This window comes from Gordonia sp. NPDC003424, assembly GCF_053588655.1.
On sequence record NZ_JBSFQJ010000021.1, the window covers coordinates 50,331 to 68,280 of the forward strand.

Below are 17,950 nucleotides of genomic sequence, written 5' to 3' on the forward strand. Positions count from 1 at the left end.
AGGAGTCACACAGGTTCGGAGTAGCGTCCCACCACAGCGCTCATCGTCGGTGGGTGCATAGAATGACCCGCGACGTCCCGGGGGGCGTCGGAGTCACCGACCGCAACGTGTGCGACACCGTCGTCGCGCACCGACGATAGGACCGGACCAGTGCGCCTGTCAGCACTCCAGAGCCTGCGCGCGGCTCACCCGAAGAATCCCGCCGGCATCGGCCGTCGTGCCGTGCTGGCCGCGGTGGGTATCACCGCCGCCGCATCGCTCGGCCTGCCCGCAGTCGCGCAGGCCGCGCCGGCACCCGCGCCGGCGGCGCCGCTCTCGTCCACCTCCCTGCCGGAGATCGGCAAGATGAAGGTGGACCAGCACACGCTGGACTCCCTGGGCGCGTTCGCACCGGCGATCATCGGTGCGGTGACCACCAAGGGCGCCGACGGAAAGATCAATCCGCAGCTCATCGCGCAGGCCAGGGCGCTGGCGTCCGCGCCCGGAATGCCACCCCAGGTCGCCCAGACATGGCAGAAGATCATCGACTTCCTCGGCGAGCCGGGACGCAACGAGATGCTCCGTCAACAGAAGGCCGCCGAACGCAAGCCCGGTGAGCCGGAGATCCCGACCGGCCCGAACGCCCCCAAGATCCAGGAGTTCCTCTATCCGACTCTCGGCATCGGCTGCATGCCGCCCGAGAAGCCGGGTGGCATGATGGGCAACTCGCTGGGCCGCGCACTTGTGACCGCGGGGCCGCAGGCGGCACCCGCCCCCGGACCGAAGCGCGGCGAGGCGGGGTATGTCTACACGGCACTGGGCACCGGTCCGGCATTCAACAGCAGGACCCATCCGCTGTGGGTCAGCTGGATCAACATCGACACCGGCCAGACCGGGCAGTTCGCCCTCAAGCGCAACCCCAAGATCAACGCCGTCGACGGCCCGGGCACGTTCACCGGCATCGCGAAGACCGGCAAGGGCCGCGTCGTCTCGACCATCTACGGCAACGTCACCACCGTGATGGACAAGCACGTGATCTCCTGCGGCATCGTCCCCGTGATCGGTCTCGCGATCGTCTGATCCTCTCCCACCGCACCGCACCCCCGGCCGAACGGTCGGGGGTGCGGTCGTCTGGGCATCATGCGGGAGCACAGCGCGGTGTGATCCCGCACACATACCGACCTGCGTGAACAGGCCGAATCCGCTCACGCTGTCGCTGACCGGTCGCGGCCACGTCACAGGACGGACTCGTGGGTTGAAGTATTCGGCAGATTGATGAACTCTTTTAACTTGAGTCACACCAGCCACACCCGTAACAGCCCGCGCCGGTGGCACCGACGCGGATGTGAGGGGTTGATGAAGGAGAACAGCATGGTCGCCACGTCGCCGAGCACAGTGTCCGCCTCCCGTCGTCGTGCGTTGCGCGCCGGTGTCGTCGGTGTCGCCGCCACCGCCGCGCTGGCCTTCGGTGCACCCGGCATGAGTGCCGCCGAACCGGTCGTCGAGCCGAACTCGATGACCGTGCCGGCCATCCCGTACGACAGCGAACTCGCCGCCGCGGTGCGGATGCTCAAGGACGCCGGGGTCGATCGCATGGCGCTCGAGGCCGCGCAGGCCGTCGTCGGGAGCGCCAGCCAGATCACGGCGCAGGACGTGATCGACCGTCTCAACCAGCTGTCCGGGTTGCTGCCGACGCAGCAGGTCGCCGCCGACGGCGCACTGATCCCGGCCGCCTCCGGCGACGCCCTGTCGCTGCTCAAGCAGCTCGGCGTGCAAACGCTGACCCCGTCGGTCGCGCCGTTCTGCACCGCTCCCACCGCCGACAACCCGCTCGGCCTCGTCACCGCGGGCGCCGGCGCGGTCGCCGGACCGTGGCCGCTGAAATCCGAGCCCGTCCTGCCCTTCCCGATCCCCGGCGTCACCATCCCGAAGATCAACCTCGTCGACAAGGGCGAGACCGCCTACGCGTTCGTACCGGCCTCGGGCACGGCCGGCGACGGCGGCACCATGCAGGTCGCCTGGTTCAACCCGACGACCCTGAAGGGTGGCTTCGCCGACCTGACACCGATTGCCAAGAACGCGCCGGCGCTCAAGGTGATCCCGCTGCTGTCGGGTGTGCGTCTGGCTCCGGTGAAGACCGGCAGCGGCACGATCCTGTCCGCGGTGTACGGCACCGCCACCAACGACGGCCGCACCTGTGCGTTCCTCCCGGCAGTCGGCATCGTCGAGGCCTGAGCCGACGAGCACCCGGATGCCGGCCGGATCTCGCGCGTTCGCGGCCGGTTACCTCGCCGCCGCGACCGCGGCCACCGCGGCCGGTGCGCTGCATCGTCGTCGGGTCGCCGCGCTGACCAAACCACTGCCGATCGCGCTGCTCGCGGCCCGGACGGCGAGCGGCGCCGGCCGCCGCAGCCGGATCGACACCGCGGTGCTCGCCGGTGCGCTGGCGTTCTCCGCGGCCGGCGACCGCGCCATGCTGCTCGAGGAGTTCGCCGACGACCCGTCGGCCGAGGACCGGTGGCTTCTGCTCGGCGCGAGTATGTTCGCCGGCACCCAGCTGTGCCTGACCGCGGCGATGATGCGGCGCGGGGCCCGGCCGAGACCGGCCGGGATGCTGCTGCGCACCGCTATCCTCGCCGAGTCCGCGACGGTGATGGCGGTGCACAGGCCTCGCCTGCTGCCGGCGCTCGGGGCCTACGGCAACAGCCTGGCACTGATGTCGGCGACCGCCGACGACGCGAGTCTCCCCCAGCCCCGTCTGCGGATCGGTGGCGCGATGTTCCTCGCGTCGGACCTCACGATCCTCAACCGGCGCCACCTCCTGAACCACCCGACGTGGCGCGCGATTGCCGAAACATGGGTCCTGGCAAGCTATTTCACGGCGCAGTGGCTGTTGGTGACGGGGTTGGCCGACGACGACCGCGGGTGAACCGGGCGCCCGGTCAGCTTCCCGCCTTCCCCTTGGCCGCGCGTACCGCCTCGAAATCGGACAGCGACGTGGCCGCCACCGAATCCATCTCCTCGAGTTCCATGCCCTTGGTCTCGCGGACCTTGGCCCGGACGAAGAAGAACGACGCCGCCGCGCAGAACGCGAAGAACCCGTAGATCACACCGAGTCCGACGACCTTGCTCATCTCCGGGAACAGCATCGAGATGGTGAAGTTGGCGAGCCAGTTCACCGCGGTGCACACACCGAGCGCGACGCCGCGGATGCGGTTGGGGAACATCTCGCCGAGCATCACCCACATCACCGGACCCCATGTCGCGGCGAAGAAGATGACGAACAGGTTCGCGCCGATCAGCGCCAGCACGCCCCACGGATTGGGCAGCGACACCTCGGCCACGTCGTCGACCACCGTCGTCACCGACTGGGTGAAGGCCACGCAGGCCAGCACCAGGCCGACGAACATGCCGACCGAGCCGATGAGCAGGAGCTTCCGTCGGCCGATCCGGTCGACGAAGAGGATCGCGACGAAGGTCATGCCGACATTGATCGCCGAGGTGATCACCGACGTGGTGAATGCCTGTCCGGTGTCGAAGCCGACCGACTTCCAGAGCGTCGTCGAGTAGAGAAGATCGCGTTGATGCCGACGAACTGCTGGAAGATGGCCAGCCAGATGCCGACCCAGACCAGCGGATGCAGGCCGAACGACGGCCCGCGGATGTCGTGCAGCGACGCCGCCGCCTCCCGCTTGACGGTCAGCTTGATCTCCTTGACGCGGTCGAGCGGGTTCGCCTCCCCGGTCACCTCCTGCAGGATGCGGGCCGCTTCCTCGTCGCGGTTGCGCCCGACGAGGTAGCGCGGGGACTCGGGGATCGCCAGCGCGAGCGCGCCGTAGATGACGGCCGGGACGACGCCGACGAGGAACATCCAGCGCCAGGCCTCGAGGCCCCACCAGAGGTCGTTCATCGGGTCGCCGGCGGCGGACTGCAGCAGTTTGTCGGAGAGCAGCGCCGCGAAGATGCCGAGCGTGATGGCCAGCTGCTGCATCGACGCGAGGGCACCACGGTAGCGTGCCGGGGCGATCTCGGAGATGTAGGCCGGGGCGATCACCGACGCGATGCCGATACCCAGTCCGCCGAGCACGCGCCACAGCAACAGGTCCCAGATGGTCTGGGTGTACGCGGTGCCGATCGCCGAGACGGTGAACAGGATCGACCCGGCGAGCATGACGCGTTTGCGACCCCACACGTCGGCGATCCGGCCGGCGAACCAGGCGCCCACCGCACAGCCGAGCAACGCGATCGCGACCGCGAAGCCCTTCATCAGTTCCTCGAGGCCGAAGGTCTGCTGGATCGAGTCCACCGCGCCGTTCACGACGGAACTGTCGAATCCGAACAGGAACCCGCCGACCGCGGCGGCGATCGTCACCCCGAGGACCTTCGCCGTGTGCTGTTCGGCGACTTCGTTCTGGTGCGATTGCGACATGACCGGTCCTGCCTGTCGAGGTGGCGAGAAACCTCACGCTACTCGGCAGCACCATCCGAATCACGCGGTTGCGCGTCCCCCGCACGTCGACGTCTTGACGTTGACCATCAGCACGAACGCCATCAGGCCGATCTTCTGCTGGATGGTGAAGGTGACCGGCCCGCGCCCCGGATGCAGATCCACCTGCCACGTGACCGTGCGGGCGCGGGTCGGCACGGTCACCGAACCCGTCCGGCCGGTGGCCAGATTGCGCCAGGTCACGCGGGTTTCGATGGTGTAGTCGGTGATCACCGACGCACGCGAACGGTCCGATGCGTCCAACGAGATCGCCGGTGCGGGCAGGCCGTCGGACGGGAACGGGATCTGGTTGTAGACGTCGACCCAGACGGGGATCGGACCCGCATTAGGCCAGGGACTCGCACTGTCGCAGCGCAGTGTCGTGACCAGATTGGGACTTGTGTACTCCGGGTACGCGGCCGCCGGCCCCGTCCCCGTCAGTGTTCCCGCCAGCACCCCGGCCGCCGCGGCAAGCCCGATCGATCCCCTCCGACGCATCCCCATGGCGCGAGTGTAGGGGGTAACTACGATGAGGCCATGGCGAAAATCCAGATTGCGCAGGACCCGGCGGCCGACGAGTTATTGTCCACCGATTCGTTCGCGCTCTTGACGGGGATGCTGCTCGATCAGCAGTTTCCGATGGAGCGTGCCTTCGGCGGTCCGGCCAAGATCAGGGATCGCTTCGGCACGATGGATCCGGCGGCGATCGCCGATGCCGACCCCGAGGCGTTCGCCGATCTGTGCGCCACCCCGCCCGCGATCCACCGCTACGGGCGGTCGATGGCCGGCCGGGTGCAGGCCCTCGCGCGGGTCGTCGTCGACGAGTACGACGGTGACACCGAACGCATCTGGACCGAGGCGAAATCGGGTGCCGATCTGCTCGCCCGACTCCGTGAGCTACCGGGCTTCGGTGAGCAGAAGGCCAAGATCTTCACCGCACTGGTCGCCAAGCAGCTCGGGGTGAAGCCGGCCGGGTGGACGAAGGTCGTCGGCGACTACGGCAAGAGCGGATTCCGGTCGGTGGCCGACGTGACCGATCCGGACTCCCTGCAGAAGGTGCGCGACTTCAAGAAGGCCGCCAAGGCCGCGGCGCGTAACGCCTGACCGAGCCCTGGCGGAGATGGCGGCCCGGAAAATCGCGCGGGGCACTCCCGCGACAACCCTGACATCGCCTAATGTCAGGGTCATGGACTCGAACAACGCTCCCCCGCGCGCGGTCGAGCTGCCGTTCCGGCTCGGTTTCGCCGTCACCGGCGTGGTGCTGACGGCCGCCGAATCGGCGGTCACCATCGCCCGGCTCACCGCGAACAGCGTGCAACGCGAGGTGAACATCGCGCTCGGGCTCGGCGGCGACGAACTCGGCAGCGCCCGCACCCCTATCGCCCTGCTCAACCAACTCGCCGAGCTGCTCGGACCGGACCGGCCGTTCGGACGCATCCTGGCGACCGGCGGCCCGCTGGAACGACTGCTCAATCCCGGTGGCGTGGTCGACCGCCTCACCGCACCCGACGGCTTGCTGGAGAAGCTCACCGAGAGCGGCGGATTGCTCGACCAGATGGCCGAGGACGGCGGCATCCTGGTGCGGCTGACCGCGAAGGATGGGCCGCTGGACCGGCTCACCCGTCCCGGCGGCGTCGTCGACCAGTTCACCGAGAACGAGGGCATCCTGGAACGCCTCACCTCCGAGGGTGGGATCGTCGACAAGCTCACCGCGCCCGACGGCGTGCTGGAGAAGGTGACCGCGTCCGGTGGGGTGCTCGACCGGATGGCGGCCGAGGGCGGTCTCCTCGACCAGCTCGTCGGCGAGAACGGCGCGGTGGAGCGAGCCATCGCACCGGACGGGCCACTCGATCGGATCACCGAGCTGACCGAGGTGATCGGCCAACTCGCGCCGAACCTGCTGGCGATGCAGGACACCGTGCACGAACTGGCCGAGACGGTCGATCTGCTCAACCAGACGGTGGCCCCGCTCGGCGGTCTGGCCGACCGCCTGCCGAAGCGACTCACCCGCGCGCCCCGCGGCGGATCGTCGCAGCAGTCGACCGACACCCACCACGCACTGACCGACGGCAGCGAACGCTACGACCGCAACGGTCACCCACCGCGGACCTGATCCGACAACGTCTGCCGCACCGTTCGTATGACCTCGATCAACCTCGCGACGTAGGCGTCCACCTCCGACCCCGACATGATGTCCGGGCTGGTGGTCACCGACAGCGTGACGGTGTCGCCGATCCCGTGCACTCCGTGCGTGAGCCCCTGGGCGGGCGAGAGCGCCGGAAAGCCGGCGGTGCACAGGACCTTTCCGCCCGCCAGGGTGAGATCGGCCGGGCCCCGGTGGACCGACGACACCACCGTCACCCCGATCATCGTCTCCGGTCGCTCCTCAACGTCGAATCGGCCGACACCCCAGTGGGTCAGCGCCGCGGGGCTCGCGTCGGATGCGCGGCGTTCGGCGACGCGGACGGGGTCGGCGTCAGCGGTTCGGGCGCGGGCGATCTCGGCGTCGATCGCGTCCGCGCGGTCGGCCACGTCGTCGAGTTCGGTGTGCAGGTCGATACCGACGTTACGGAAGTTGTTGCGCGCGTGCGTTTCTGATGACCGACCGATGGTGAGTTCGACCGCGAGCGGGCCGACGCCGAGGTGACTGCCGAGCGCGAGGGAGACCGCGGTGAGCGCTCCGACGGTCACCGGGTGTGTGGTGGGCAGCATGTCGCGGGGACCGACGATGGTGCGCAGCAGGCGATCCGGTCCGGGCGGCCGGTTGAGGCGGGTCGGCGGCACACCCGATGACGGTCGGGGCGGATGCGCGTGGGCGGCGCGATAGGCGGCGGCGCCACGGACGATCGTGCGGGCCAGGTCGACGGGCAGCCGCGCGATACCGACCGCGAGGGCACCACCGGCCAGCACCCGGTCCGGAAGTCGGTCGACCACCGGGATCGCAGCCGCTGCCGCACCGGACGCGTTGTCGGAGAACAACATCCGCGCGATCTGTGACGCCCGGCGCCCGTCGCCGAGCGCATGACAGATCTGTAGGACGACGACGACACCCGCGCCGGAGCCCATCGGCGGATCGGCGATGGGGCCGAACAGGTGGACCCGCCACGCGGCGCGGGTGGCATCGAGCGATTCGCCCGTCAGGTCACCGAGGCGATCGAGACACGCCTGCCAGGTGGCGGGACCGGGGTGCACGACGATCTGATCGTCGGACGGCGGCCGCTCCACCCAGTACGGCCGGTCGAGCGTGGCGGGGACCTCCAGCACCCGAAGCGAGAGTTCGGCCGTCGCCCGGCTGCGCCGGCGTAGGTCCGTCGCGATCTCGGACAACGGGACCTGTTGATCGGCAAAGCAATACAGCAGGAACTGGTCGTTGGGGATGACGTCCGACAGCCAGTGGAACAGGGCGTCGGCGGGCGCGAGGCGTCTCACCCGGCGCGGCTCTCCAGGTGCACGAGGGCCTGCACGTGAATGTCACTGCCGTCCAATGCCTCTCGCACATCCTCCACAGCGTCCCCGACGACCGACGCGAGCTCGGCGAACGAATGGGTCGGTGCGGCGGTGACGGTGAGTCGGATGATGGTCCGGCCGCGGTCGTCGGTGGCCTTCGACGTCACCCGATGCAGGATCGGTGCCCTCGCGAGTTCGTCGCCGACCGCGTCGGCGATCAGCTTCGGCGCGACGGTCATCTCCCCTTCCGCTCCGCTGCCCGCGAGGACGAGGTCTTCGGCCTTGCCCGGGCGGATGACGGTCGCGATCAGGCGCCACCCCCAGATCAGTGTGACCAGCGCGATTCCGATCAGCACCACGGGCCACCAGTCCGTGTCGGCGAGCCGCGCCCCGGCCCGCTGGTCGATCCGGTCGACCCAGGTCTGGACGGGATCGACGCCCAGTTTCCAGAGGATGGCGGCGATTCCGACGACCACCAGCACGATTCCCACGAGGGCGACGGTGATGCGCAGCAGCGCGGCGGGTCCGCGGTTCATCGTCGGTCACCTCCGCCCGGAGCGCGTACATAGCCGACGCGGGCGGTCAGCGGCGCGTCGACGGCCGACACGACGGTGCCGACCACCCGGTCGATCTCGTCGGTGTCGACGTCGGGGCCGGCGTTGACCGACACGCGCACGGTGCGGCGTCCGACGACGGTGCTCGCGTGGTCGACACCGGGCACCTCGGATACCGCGGCGCTGCACCGGCGGGCGAGATCGACTCGACGGGTCCACATGACCTGGTAGCCGGCCAGGCTCAGGTGGGTCCGCTGCCGGGGCCTCACCGCATGCCAGAGCAGGAACAGACCTGCCAGGATCGCCAGCACGGCGACCGGCCACATCCAGGTCCACCACCGGATGGCGGCCACCCGGTCGAGGGCGGCACGAATCCACTGTTCTCCGGACAGCCAACCGATGTCGACGAGAAGGTCACGGACGGCGATCGCCGCGAGGGCCAGCAGGGCGATGCCCACGAGCAGCCCCGGCCAGGTCGCCGACGGCATGGCGGCCGGCGCGAAGACCTTGGCGTCGGCGGTGTCGACGGTTTTCGCGGTCGCCGGCGTGGCGTCGTCGGGCCGATCGATCTCGGTGGTCATCGGGGCACCTCCTGCTCGTCGCGCTCGGGGATCGTCTCGATAGGGGGCGGCAGTTCGACGAATCCGGGCCGGTCGCCGGCCGGATCGGGGATCGACGCGGTCGGTACCACGGCCGCGACGGTGACGTCGACGCGGTCGGGCCGGATGCCGGTCAGCCGCGCGAGTTCGTCGGCGACCTCCGCCCGCACCGACCGGCAGATCTCGGTGACCGGCGTCGGCCAGCGCACGGCGATGGTCATCGCGACCCACGGGGTCACCGGGGAGAGGTCGACCGTGGCGCACGGATAGTCGCCGCCGGCGACCGCCCGTCCCGGCGTCGAACCGGACAGCAGCGCGCCGAGCGTCGTCGTGTGTTCGATGACGCCGTCGACGCCGAGCGCCGTGCGCACCGCGATCTTCTCGCCCACCCGGTCCGCGATCGTCAGCGAGCCGCGGGGTTGGCGGTCATCCACGATTCCGGCTCCGCAGCAGAACGCCCAGATCGACGGTGCCGTCGCGCTGCAGCCCGACGGCCAGACCGACGGCGCCGAACAGGACGGCCAGGATGAAGCCGCCGAATCCGCCGGTGGTGACCGCGAGCGCCAGCAGTAGCCCGACGAAGAGTCCGATGGTTGCGTTGTTGGGCATGGTTTTTCGTCCTCGGTTCAGGTGTGCGGGGCATCCGGGATGGTGATGTCCTCGACCGTCACCGTCGTCGGCAGGCCGGTGAGGTCGCCGACGACGTCGCGGACCCGGGCCGCGGTGTCGCGCAGGTTGTGGGACATGTCGACGACGATGTGGATCGCGACACCGTCGTGGCCGATGACCACGCCGTTCACCCGGCCGCCCGGAAGGTAGGTGGCGACCTCGCCGAACATGCCGCCGTGCAGTCCGGTGACGCCGTCGACGGCGGTCACCGCGTCGGCGATGCGGCGGGCGGTCGGCGGGCCGGCGGGCGGATGCGGGTCAGGGGCCATCACTGGACCCGAGGAGGCTCGTCGACGTCGTCGGACGGAAGGTCGTCGTCGCCGAAGTGGACGTCGTGGACGGTGACGTTCACCTCGGTGACCTCGAGTCCGGTCATCTGCTCGATCGCGGCGATCACATTGCGGCGGATGGCGCCGGCGAGCTGGTGGATCGCCACCCCGTAGTCGGCGACGATGGACACGTCGACGGCCGCCTGCCGCTCGCCGACCTCGACGTTGATGCCTTGCGTGGTGCTCGTGGTGGTGCCGGGCAGCACGTCACGAACCTTGCCGACGACGCGCTCGGTGGTGCCGCCGACGTCGTACACGCCGTCGATCTCGCGGGTCGCGATGCCGGCGATCTTGGCGACGACGATGTCGGAGATCGAGGTCTTGCCACGCTCGGAGATCAGCGAGGATCCCTTGCCGGCCAGGGCGAGACTCGTGCCCGTCGTGCCGGCGTTACCGGTGGCGACCTCGGCGGGGGCCACGCCGGGCGTTGCGGCGTCCTGCGGGCGTTGTGCGGCGTCTGACATCTGAACTCCTTCGTTCTCGACGGACCTCGGTCATCGTGTGACCCGTGTATAGAGTCAGTCGCAGTGGACGCGGAAAGTGCACGCACGATTTCTGGTGAGGCCGATCACACCGCTCGCGTGGTGTCGATCGCGGTGGCCCCTGCCGGCGGCAGGCCGGCCGCCGAGCGGCGGGGCGTGGACCTGTCGGAGATGTCCGACGATTCACTGGCGGCGGCGGCCGCCGCCGGTGACCGGGAGGCCTTCCGGGTGCTGGTGGCTCGCCTGTCACCGGGTCTGCTGCGTTATCTGCGGCGGATGATCGCCGACCCGCAGACCGCCGAGGACCTTGCGCAGGAAACGCTGCTGCACACGTGGAAAGGGCTCCCGGATTTCGGGTTCCGCAGTTCGTTCCGGACGTGGATGTTCGCCATCGCGCACCGTAAGACGGTCGATCACCACCGCCGGCGCCGCGACGTGCCCACCGACGAGGAACGCTTCGCCGAGATCGCCGACCCCACCCCACTCCCCGCCGAACAGGTCGAGCATGCCTCTCTGGTGGAGGCGCTGCGACGTGAACTCTCGGCGCTGCCGGCCACCTCGCGCGCGACGTGGTGGCTGCGCGAGGTGGAGGGCCTGTCGCTGCAGGAGATCTCGCGGGTGCTGCAGATCAGCACCGGATCCGTCCGTGGCCACCTGCAGCGCAGCCGTCGCTATCTGTCGGTGCGGCTGGCGCCGTGGAAACCGGCCGACGGCGCCGCCGCGGCCACACCCTCGCATTCGGAAGGAGTCCGCCCATGAGCGACATCGTCGTCGACGACGCCTCTGACGAGACCGACGCCTGGCTGGTGGAGGCGAGTCGTCGGCTCGACGAACCGGCCGGCGACGTGCAGAGGCTGATCGCGTCGATCTCGGCCAACCTGTCGCGGGTGCGCCGGCCCGCCCGCGTGCTCGCCACCGATACCGCCGGGGTATGGGTGAGTGATCGAATCCTCAAGCAGCTCTTGGCAACCCGCATCCGGACGAGTATCGGGCGGCTGGTGGTGTTCGTCGCCCTCGACGGTGCCGGCGACGCGGTCGACGGGGTGCGCATCGGGCTGATCGCACAGTACGGCGACGACCTGCCGGCCGCGTCCGAGGATGTGCGCGACGTCGTGGAGGACCTGATGGGCGACGCGCTCGGTCCGACGATCACCGCACGGGCGCGGCGCAGCATCGAGGTGCACTGGCGCGACGTCTACACCCGCGAGTGGCTGTCGTAGCCGGTCGTCGTAACCGGTCGTCGTAACCGATTTCAGGCCGGGTTCGGCCCCGCGTCGCGGATCTCGTCGACCCGGCTCATCGCGTCCCGCAGGTCCGCGAGCCACGAATCCGTGTGCTGGCCGACCAGTTTCACGCACCAGGCGAGGGCATCGGCACGGCTGCGGGCCACTCCGGCGGCGACCAGGGTGTCGAGCACCTGCCGCTGAGGTTGCCGTAGCCGCGTCATCACCGGGACCGCGAGGTGCGTGAACAGCTGTGACGACTCGCCGCACCGCACCCCCCAGGCGACCTTGCGGTCGAACCGGTGCTCGGCCTCCCGCGCCACCTCGATGCGCCGCTCCCGCGTGGACTCGCGGAAACGCGCGATCCGTCCGGCCTCCGCCTGCCGGCGACCCGCGTCGTCGGCCGCCGCATCGCCACTCGCCGCGTACTCCGGCGGTTCGATGGTGCCGACGATGGTGATCTCCTCACGGTCGACGGTCACTTCCGGGGTTCCGGTGAACAGGTCGTCGGGCAGTCGGCCCGTCAGCCACCCGGCGATGGATGTATCGGTGTCGGTCATGTTCTTCTCCTTGTTCTCCGCCCGCGCCCTGACGTGCGAGGCGACAGCCGTGGCACGTACCGTCACGGTAATTACTTGTAATCACTGTAACACCGTAATGGCGCCGTGAACCAGGAATAGGAACCTGTTACAGGGCCGGTGAACGCCGCATCGGGCGCGGATGGATAAATAGAGCGAGCACCCTGTCATCGACCCGCTCGAGGAACCGAAAGGTCGTCCGATGTCGTCGCCGTCCCAGCCGCTGTCCGCCCTGGCCCCGAACACGCCGGTCATCGTCGGTGTGGGCCAGTCGTCCGAGCGACTCGGCGACCCGGACTATCGCGCGCTGTGCGAAGCGGATCTGGCCACCCTCGCCGTCGAACAGGCCTTCACCGACATCGGGATCAGTGTCGCCGCCGTGGCCGCCGAGATCGACACCGTCGTCGGCGTCCGCACTTTCGAGGAATCGAGTCCACTCTCCACCTCACCCCTCGGCCGGCCCGACAACATGCCGCGCGCCATCGCCAAGCGAATCGGCATGGATCCGCCCCGCGCGGTCCTCGGGGTCACCGGCGGCCAGAGCCCGCAGAGCCTGCTGACCGAGTTCGCGGGCCAGATCGCGGCCGGACGGTCCGCGGCAGTCGTGCTCTATGGCGCCGAAATAATCTCCACCACAAGACATCTCAGCAAGGAAGTCGACGAGGCCGAACGCCCCGACTTCAGCGAGCGGGTGGGCGGTCAGCTCACCGATCGCGGGTACGGCATCGCCGGGCTCACCTCGGCGCAGGAGGCGCGGCATCATCTGCTGGCCCCGATGACGCAGTACGCCGTGCTGGAGAACGCCCGACGGCACCGGCTCGGCCTGAGCCGCGACGAGTACGCCGCCGCGATGGGCGAGCTGTTCGCCCCGCTGTCGGTGGTGGCCGCGGCCAATCCGCACGCCGCCGCGCCGACCGTCCGCACCCCCGGCGAACTGGCCGCCGTCACCGACGACAACCGGGTCGTGGCCGACCCGTACACCCGCCTCCTCGTCGCCCGTGACCAGGTGAATCAGGCCGCCGCCGTGGTGCTCACCTCGGTGGCGACCGCCCGGTCCCTCGGCATCCCCGCCGAGAAGTGGGTGTTCCTGCACGGTCACGCCGACCTCGTCGAGCAGACCCTGATGGTCCGGCCCGACCTGTCGCGAGCCCCCGCTGCCGCGGTCGCGGTCCGGCACGCACTCGACGTCGCCGAGGTGGGCATCGACGACATCGATCACCTCGACCTCTACAGCTGTTTCCCGATCGCGGTGTCCAACGTCATCGATCCCCTCGGCATCGCGCCCGACGATCCACGTGGACTGTCCCTGACCGGCGGTCTGCCCTTCTTCGGCGGCCCCGGCAACAACTACTCCCTCCATGCGATCGCCGAGGTCGTCGATCGGGTCCGACGCTCACCCGGGTCCTACGGCCTCGTCGTCGCCAACGGCGGTCTGCTGTCCAAGACGTCGGTGGGTGTCTACTCGACCCGCCCGACGCAGTGGCGCGACGACGAATCGGCCGACCTGCAGAAGGTTCTCGATGCGGCAGAGCAGGTCCCGCAACGCCGAGCGGCCAACGGGCCCGCCACCATCGAGTCGTTCACCGTGGCGCCCGGCAGATCGGGCCGCCGCACCGGGGTCGTGCTGGGCCGGATGGACGACGGCGCACGATTCGTCGCCAATGTCGAGCCCCACGACGACGCGATGTTCGACCTGCTGGCCACCGACGACCCCATCGGCACCCGGGTGCACGTCCGGTCGGACGCCGAGGGAAACCGGGTGTTCGTCGACCGGTCGGCGATGCGCCGCCGACACCCGATCGCCGCACCGGGATTCCGGGAGTCCTACGAGCACATCCGGATTCACCGCGACGGCCACCTACTCGAGGTGACCATCAACCGGCCCGAGGCGCGCAACGCGCTGCACCCGGCCGCCAATGCCGAACTCGATTCGGTCTTCGACGCCTACATCGCCGACCCCGACCTCTGGGTCGCCATCCTCACCGGCGCCGGCGATCGGGCGTTCTCCGCCGGAAACGATCTGGCGCACACCGCAAGTGGCGCCGGACTCGAGATGCCGGAGAACGGATTCGCCGGCCTGACCTCACGCCGGCACCTGCCGAAACCGGTGATCGCCGCCGTCAACGGGTATGCGCTCGGCGGCGGGCTGGAGATCGCGCTGGCCTGTCACATCATCGTCGCCGACGAACGTGCGACGTTCGGCCTGCCCGAGGTGAAGGTCGGGCTGGCCGCGCTGGCGGGCGGACTCGTCCGGCTGCCGGAGGCGATCGGCCCGGCGCTCGGCCGTGACATGATCCTGACCGGCCGCCGGCTCGACGCCGCCGAAGCGCTGGCCGCCGGGCTGGTGAGCCGGGTCGCACCCGCCGGCGAGGTGATGACGCTGGCCCGCCGGGTCGCCGACGAGATCCTCGCCGCCTCACCGACATCGGTGCGGGTGTCGCTGGAGACGATGGCCGCGGTGGCCGACATCCCCGACCGGATCGACGCGATCGATCGCACGCTGTCGGCCATGGACGGTCTGCTCGTCAGCAAGGACACCGTCGAGGGCATCACCGCGTTCGTGACCAAGCGCGAACCCCGATGGACCGGACGCTGACAAGTCATCACCCCGGGATGAGCGGTCTACGCCTCTGCGACGTTACGATCAGCGCAACTCACGGCGCGTCGCCGTGTCACGGAGAGGCGTGCGATGACTGTTGACGGATCGGTGACCGACTCGGACAAACACTGGTCGATTCCTCGCGGCACCATCGTGCTGCTCACGCTTGCCGGACTCGTGATCACGGTGGGCGGCCTGAAGGAGATCCGCGGCATCGTCGGTCCGGTGTTCCTCGCACTCATGTTGACCGTCGCCGTGCAACCGATCCCGGCCTGGATGCGCCGCAAGGGGATGCCGACGTGGCTCGCATACCTCACCACACTGCTGGTGCTGTGGGGCATTCTGATCGGGATCTTCGCGTCGCTGGTCTTCTCGGTCGCCCGGCTGGCCACGATCCTGCCCGAGTACAGCGACAAGATGCAGAGCCTCATCAACAACTTCCAGAAGTTCCTGACCGATCATGGCGTCAGTCAGGAAAAGGTGCAGGACACGCTGTCGCACGTCAGCCCCAGCACGATCGTCGGCTACCTGAGCGACGTGCTGTCGAGCACCCTGTCCGTCGCTTCGGCAGTGATCCTGGTCCTCACCCTGCTGCTGTTCATGGCCGCCGACGCACTGTCCTACGACAAACGCATCGCGGTGGTGCGCGGCCAACGATCCGACATCGCCGCCGCGTTCAGTTCGTTCGCCCACGGCACCCGGAGCTACCTGCTCGTCTCCACCGTGTTCGGCTTGATCGTCGCGGTCCTCGACACCGGCGCCCTCTGGCTCATCGGCATTCCGCTGCCGGCGCTCTGGGGTCTGCTCTCGTTCATCACGAACTACATCCCGAACATCGGGTTCGTCATCGGCGTCATCCCGCCCGCGCTCCTCGGACTGCTCGACGGCGGCGTGTCGAAGATGCTGCTGGTGATCGTCGTGTACAGCGTGATCAACGTGATCATCCAGTCGGTGATCCAACCCAAGTTCGTCGGCGACGCCGTCGGACTGTCGACCACCCTCACGTTCCTGTCGCTGGTGGTGTGGGCGTGGGTCATCGGCCCGCTCGGCGCCATCCTGGCCGTGCCGCTGACCCTCATGTGCAAGGCCCTGCTCATCGATATCGACCCGTCGACGCGCTGGGCCGACGTGCTGCTCACGTCTGCGGCACCCGCCGCCATCGCGGAGGTGGCCGAAGAGGAGGAAGAGGCCGAGGCCGAGGGCGAGGAACCGCCCATCGAGCCGCACCCGGCGGCCAGATCATCGGCCGACGACGATGCGTCCCCGGACGACCCGAACGCCGGATCGCGCGCGTCTACGCAATCCGATTGAGTAGTCGCACGCATGTGAACCCCGGCGCGATGGCCGAATCTGGTTGCCATGACCAACACCGAGATTCCCCAGACCCCCACCACCGCCGCCTACTTCCTGCAGGCCGCCATCGCCTTCGGCATCAGCCTCGCCACCGCCGTCGTCGGCATCGCCTACCTGCCGATCGACCCGTGGCAACGCGGATTCCTCGGCATCACCCTGATGTTCCTCACCTCGAGCACCTTCACCCTCGCGAAGGTCGTCCGCGACCGGCAGGAGCAGGGCACCGTGCGGGCACGCCTCGACGAAGCGCGCATGGACAAGATCATGGCCGACCACGACCCCTTCAACCGCATCGCCTGACCCGTCGGACTCCCCCTTTTGCTCCCCGCTGCCCGTCCAGTACCCTCCTTCACATCACATATATTTGATATGCCATCGATCCTGATGGCCTGATGCGAGGCAGGGTGACAGCCCGATGGACATGACCTGGTCGGACGCCGACATCGCGTTCCGCGATGAGGTGCGGACGTTTCTCGACGAGAAACTCACCCCCGAGTTACGCGCCGCAGGCCGCCTGAACACCAGCGTGTACGCCGATCACGAGGCGTCCATGCACTGGCAGGCGATCCTGCAGGAACGCGGATGGGCCGCGCCCGCCTGGCCGGTGAAATACGGCGGCTGCGACTGGTCGCTCACCCAGCACTACATCTTCAGCCGCGAATCGGTCCTCGCCGGGGCACCGTCCCTGTCGCCGATGGGCATCCGCATGGTGTCGCACGCCATCATGGCTTTCGGCACGCAGGAACAGAAGGACTTCTTCCTGCCCGGCATCCTCGACGGCAGCGTCTTCTTCTGCCAGGGCTACTCCGAACCCGAGTCGGGATCCGACCTCGCGTCGCTGACGATGGCCGCCGTCAGCGACGGCGACGATCTGGTGGTCACCGGCTCCAAGATCTGGACGACACACGCGCAGGAGGCCAACTGGATCTTCTGCCTGGTCCGGACCTCCAAGCAGGAGCGCAAGCAGCAGGGCATCACCTTCATCCTGATCGACATGACCTCGCCCGGCATCGAGATCCAGCCACTGGTCATGGCCTCCGGCGAGGAAGTCCAGAACCAGGTCTTCTTCGACGGCGTCCGGGTGCCCAAGAAGAACGTGCTCGGTCAGATCGACGACGGCTGGACGGTCGCGAAGTACCTGCTCGTGTTCGAGCGCGGCGGCGGTGCGGCCGCACCCGCGCTGCAGGTGATGACCGAGAACCTGGCCGAGGAGGCGAAGTCGGTGACCGGTCCCCTCGGCGGTCCACTGAGCGAGGACCCGGCGTTCATCCACAAGCTGGCCGATGCCCGCGTGCGCGCGAAGGTGCTCGAGGTCCTCGAATACCGGGCGTTGGCGACGATGAGTTCCGGCAAGGACCCGGGGCCGATCGCGTCGATGCTCAAGATCCTGGCCACCGAGTTGAGCCAGAAGATCACCGAACTGAGCCTGGAGGCGGCCGGATCACATGGCCGCGTCTATCAGCCGCATGCCACCAAGCCGGGCGGACCGATCGAGAAGTACATTCCGCCGGCCGACGGATACGTGAGCGGCGAGGCGTGGCAGGCCGTCGCGCCGCTGCACTACCTCAACGATCGTGCGGGCTCGATCTACGCCGGCAGCAACGAAATTCAGCGCAACATCCTGGCCAAGGCCGCTCTGGGACTGGGCTGAG

The 17,950-nt window shown here is 69.1% G+C and carries 20 protein-coding genes and 1 pseudogene; 11 read left to right on the top strand and 10 right to left on the bottom strand.

Translation table 11 applies throughout. The annotated features are described in order from the left end of the window. Positions 1-150 precede the first annotated feature (150 nt). From ACWDTI_RS23205 to ACWDTI_RS23215, 3 genes are all read left to right on the top strand, one after another. A complete protein-coding gene (locus ACWDTI_RS23205) occupies positions 151-1,059 on the top strand; it encodes an Rv1157c family protein (RefSeq protein WP_449740483.1) in 909 nt (302 codons plus the stop codon). Between the two features lie 291 nt (positions 1,060-1,350). Then, the gene (locus ACWDTI_RS23210; RefSeq protein ID WP_449740484.1) at positions 1,351-2,214 is read left to right on the top strand and encodes a hypothetical protein; all 864 of its coding nucleotides are present in this window, start codon (positions 1,351-1,353) and stop codon (positions 2,212-2,214) included. A gap of 16 nt (positions 2,215-2,230) precedes the next feature. After that, a complete protein-coding gene (locus ACWDTI_RS23215) occupies positions 2,231-2,908 on the top strand; it encodes a lysoplasmalogenase (protein WP_449740485.1) in 678 nt (225 codons plus the stop codon). 13 nt (positions 2,909-2,921) lie between these two features. On the opposite strand, the pseudogene ACWDTI_RS23220 reads toward ACWDTI_RS23215, so the two are convergent. Then, positions 2,922-4,408, bottom strand: a pseudogene (locus ACWDTI_RS23220) (sugar porter family MFS transporter). Positions 4,409-4,468: 60 nt separating this feature from the next. Continuing rightward, positions 4,469-4,963: a hypothetical protein gene (locus ACWDTI_RS23225; RefSeq protein WP_449740534.1), complete on the bottom strand. Its 495-nt coding sequence runs from the start codon at positions 4,961-4,963 to the stop codon at positions 4,469-4,471. 39 nt (positions 4,964-5,002) lie between these two features. Between ACWDTI_RS23225 and ACWDTI_RS23230 the strand changes: the two genes are divergently transcribed. Then, positions 5,003-5,569 (top strand): HhH-GPD-type base excision DNA repair protein, encoded by a 567-nt coding sequence (locus ACWDTI_RS23230; RefSeq protein ID WP_449740486.1) that lies wholly within the window; start codon positions 5,003-5,005, stop codon positions 5,567-5,569. Positions 5,570-5,651: 82 nt separating this feature from the next. Then, complete coding sequence (locus tag ACWDTI_RS23235) at positions 5,652-6,578, top strand: hypothetical protein (protein ID WP_449740487.1); 927 nt, start codon at positions 5,652-5,654, stop codon at positions 6,576-6,578. On the opposite strand, the gene ACWDTI_RS23240 is transcribed toward ACWDTI_RS23235, so the two are convergent. The 7 genes from ACWDTI_RS23240 to ACWDTI_RS23270 are packed head-to-tail and all read right to left on the bottom strand — an operon-like array spanning position 6,560 to position 10,527. Beyond that, the gene (locus tag ACWDTI_RS23240) at positions 6,560-7,894 is read right to left on the bottom strand and encodes a wax ester/triacylglycerol synthase domain-containing protein (RefSeq protein ID WP_449740488.1); all 1,335 of its coding nucleotides are present in this window, start codon (positions 7,892-7,894) and stop codon (positions 6,560-6,562) included. The genes ACWDTI_RS23235 and ACWDTI_RS23240 overlap by 19 nt on opposite strands. After that, positions 7,891-8,448, bottom strand: a complete 558-nt coding sequence (locus ACWDTI_RS23245) for a hypothetical protein (RefSeq protein WP_449740489.1) — start codon at positions 8,446-8,448, stop codon at positions 7,891-7,893. Before ACWDTI_RS23245 ends, ACWDTI_RS23240 begins: the two co-directional genes overlap by 4 nt. Then, positions 8,445-9,047, bottom strand: a complete 603-nt coding sequence (locus tag ACWDTI_RS23250; RefSeq protein ID WP_449740490.1) for a DUF6286 domain-containing protein — start codon at positions 9,045-9,047, stop codon at positions 8,445-8,447. Before ACWDTI_RS23250 ends, ACWDTI_RS23245 begins: the two co-directional genes overlap by 4 nt. After that, the gene (locus ACWDTI_RS23255) at positions 9,044-9,499 is read right to left on the bottom strand and encodes an Asp23/Gls24 family envelope stress response protein (protein WP_449740491.1); all 456 of its coding nucleotides are present in this window, start codon (positions 9,497-9,499) and stop codon (positions 9,044-9,046) included. The genes ACWDTI_RS23250 and ACWDTI_RS23255 overlap by 4 nt, the downstream gene beginning before the upstream one ends. Further along, complete coding sequence (locus ACWDTI_RS23260; RefSeq protein WP_449740492.1) at positions 9,492-9,674, bottom strand: DUF2273 domain-containing protein; 183 nt, start codon at positions 9,672-9,674, stop codon at positions 9,492-9,494. Before ACWDTI_RS23260 ends, ACWDTI_RS23255 begins: the two co-directional genes overlap by 8 nt. Before the next feature lie 17 nt (positions 9,675-9,691). Further along, a complete protein-coding gene (locus ACWDTI_RS23265) occupies positions 9,692-10,003 on the bottom strand; it encodes a hypothetical protein (protein WP_449740493.1) in 312 nt (103 codons plus the stop codon). Continuing rightward, complete coding sequence (locus ACWDTI_RS23270) at positions 10,003-10,527, bottom strand: Asp23/Gls24 family envelope stress response protein (protein WP_449740494.1); 525 nt, start codon at positions 10,525-10,527, stop codon at positions 10,003-10,005. The genes ACWDTI_RS23265 and ACWDTI_RS23270 overlap by 1 nt, the downstream gene beginning before the upstream one ends. A gap of 189 nt (positions 10,528-10,716) precedes the next feature. Here ACWDTI_RS23270 and ACWDTI_RS23275 point away from each other — a divergent pair, with 189 nt between their 5' ends. Both ACWDTI_RS23275 and ACWDTI_RS23280 read left to right on the top strand, forming a co-directional pair. After that, positions 10,717-11,304 (top strand): RNA polymerase sigma factor, encoded by a 588-nt coding sequence (locus ACWDTI_RS23275; RefSeq protein ID WP_449740535.1) that lies wholly within the window; start codon positions 10,717-10,719, stop codon positions 11,302-11,304. Then, on the top strand, positions 11,301-11,765 hold the full coding sequence (locus ACWDTI_RS23280) for a hypothetical protein (protein ID WP_449740495.1): 465 nt from the start codon (positions 11,301-11,303) through the stop codon (positions 11,763-11,765). The genes ACWDTI_RS23275 and ACWDTI_RS23280 overlap by 4 nt, the downstream gene beginning before the upstream one ends. Positions 11,766-11,797: 32 nt before the next feature. On the opposite strand, the gene ACWDTI_RS23285 is transcribed toward ACWDTI_RS23280, so the two are convergent. Next, positions 11,798-12,328 carry a hypothetical protein gene (locus ACWDTI_RS23285; protein WP_449740496.1) on the bottom strand — a complete coding sequence of 177 codons (531 nt, stop codon included), beginning with the start codon at positions 12,326-12,328 and terminating at the stop codon, positions 11,798-11,800. A 220-nt stretch (positions 12,329-12,548) separates the two neighbouring features. Between ACWDTI_RS23285 and ACWDTI_RS23290 the strand changes: the two genes are divergently transcribed. From ACWDTI_RS23290 to ACWDTI_RS23305, 4 genes are all read left to right on the top strand, one after another. After that, positions 12,549-14,942: an acetyl-CoA acetyltransferase gene (locus ACWDTI_RS23290; protein ID WP_449740497.1), complete on the top strand. Its 2,394-nt coding sequence runs from the start codon at positions 12,549-12,551 to the stop codon at positions 14,940-14,942. Between the two features lie 93 nt (positions 14,943-15,035). Continuing rightward, positions 15,036-16,256, top strand: coding sequence for an AI-2E family transporter (locus ACWDTI_RS23295; RefSeq protein ID WP_449740498.1), 1,221 nt, complete (start codon positions 15,036-15,038; stop codon positions 16,254-16,256). A 48-nt stretch (positions 16,257-16,304) separates the two neighbouring features. Then, positions 16,305-16,598 carry a YiaA/YiaB family inner membrane protein gene (locus tag ACWDTI_RS23300; protein ID WP_449740499.1) on the top strand — a complete coding sequence of 98 codons (294 nt, stop codon included), beginning with the start codon at positions 16,305-16,307 and terminating at the stop codon, positions 16,596-16,598. A 115-nt stretch (positions 16,599-16,713) separates the two neighbouring features. Continuing rightward, positions 16,714-17,949, top strand: coding sequence for an acyl-CoA dehydrogenase family protein (locus tag ACWDTI_RS23305; protein ID WP_449740500.1), 1,236 nt, complete (start codon positions 16,714-16,716; stop codon positions 17,947-17,949). Position 17,950: the final 1 nt, after the last annotated feature.

Bases quoted from the DNA above. Each gene is read 5' to 3' on its own strand.
- ACWDTI_RS23210 (WP_449740484.1), top strand. From the start codon at position 1,351: ATGGTCGCCACGTCGCCGAGCACAGTGTCCGCCTCCCGTCGTCGTGCG.
- ACWDTI_RS23215 (WP_449740485.1), top strand. From the start codon at position 2,231: ATGCCGGCCGGATCTCGCGCGTTCGCGGCCGGTTACCTCGCCGCCGCG.
- ACWDTI_RS23225 (WP_449740534.1), bottom strand. From the start codon at position 4,963: ATGCGTCGGAGGGGATCGATCGGGCTTGCCGCGGCGGCCGGGGTGCTG.
- ACWDTI_RS23230 (WP_449740486.1), top strand. From the start codon at position 5,003: ATGGCGAAAATCCAGATTGCGCAGGACCCGGCGGCCGACGAGTTATTG.
- ACWDTI_RS23235 (WP_449740487.1), top strand. From the start codon at position 5,652: ATGGACTCGAACAACGCTCCCCCGCGCGCGGTCGAGCTGCCGTTCCGG.
- ACWDTI_RS23245 (WP_449740489.1), bottom strand. From the start codon at position 8,448: ATGAACCGCGGACCCGCCGCGCTGCTGCGCATCACCGTCGCCCTCGTG.
- ACWDTI_RS23250 (WP_449740490.1), bottom strand. From the start codon at position 9,047: ATGACCACCGAGATCGATCGGCCCGACGACGCCACGCCGGCGACCGCG.
- ACWDTI_RS23260 (WP_449740492.1), bottom strand. From the start codon at position 9,674: ATGCCCAACAACGCAACCATCGGACTCTTCGTCGGGCTACTGCTGGCG.
- ACWDTI_RS23265 (WP_449740493.1), bottom strand. From the start codon at position 10,003: ATGGCCCCTGACCCGCATCCGCCCGCCGGCCCGCCGACCGCCCGCCGC.
- ACWDTI_RS23270 (WP_449740494.1), bottom strand. From the start codon at position 10,527: ATGTCAGACGCCGCACAACGCCCGCAGGACGCCGCAACGCCCGGCGTG.
- ACWDTI_RS23275 (WP_449740535.1), top strand. From the start codon at position 10,717: ATGTCCGACGATTCACTGGCGGCGGCGGCCGCCGCCGGTGACCGGGAG.
- ACWDTI_RS23280 (WP_449740495.1), top strand. From the start codon at position 11,301: ATGAGCGACATCGTCGTCGACGACGCCTCTGACGAGACCGACGCCTGG.
- ACWDTI_RS23285 (WP_449740496.1), bottom strand. From the start codon at position 12,328: ATGACCGACACCGATACATCCATCGCCGGGTGGCTGACGGGCCGACTG.
- ACWDTI_RS23290 (WP_449740497.1), top strand. From the start codon at position 12,549: ATGTCGTCGCCGTCCCAGCCGCTGTCCGCCCTGGCCCCGAACACGCCG.
- ACWDTI_RS23295 (WP_449740498.1), top strand. From the start codon at position 15,036: ATGACTGTTGACGGATCGGTGACCGACTCGGACAAACACTGGTCGATT.
- ACWDTI_RS23300 (WP_449740499.1), top strand. From the start codon at position 16,305: ATGACCAACACCGAGATTCCCCAGACCCCCACCACCGCCGCCTACTTC.
- ACWDTI_RS23305 (WP_449740500.1), top strand. From the start codon at position 16,714: ATGGACATGACCTGGTCGGACGCCGACATCGCGTTCCGCGATGAGGTG.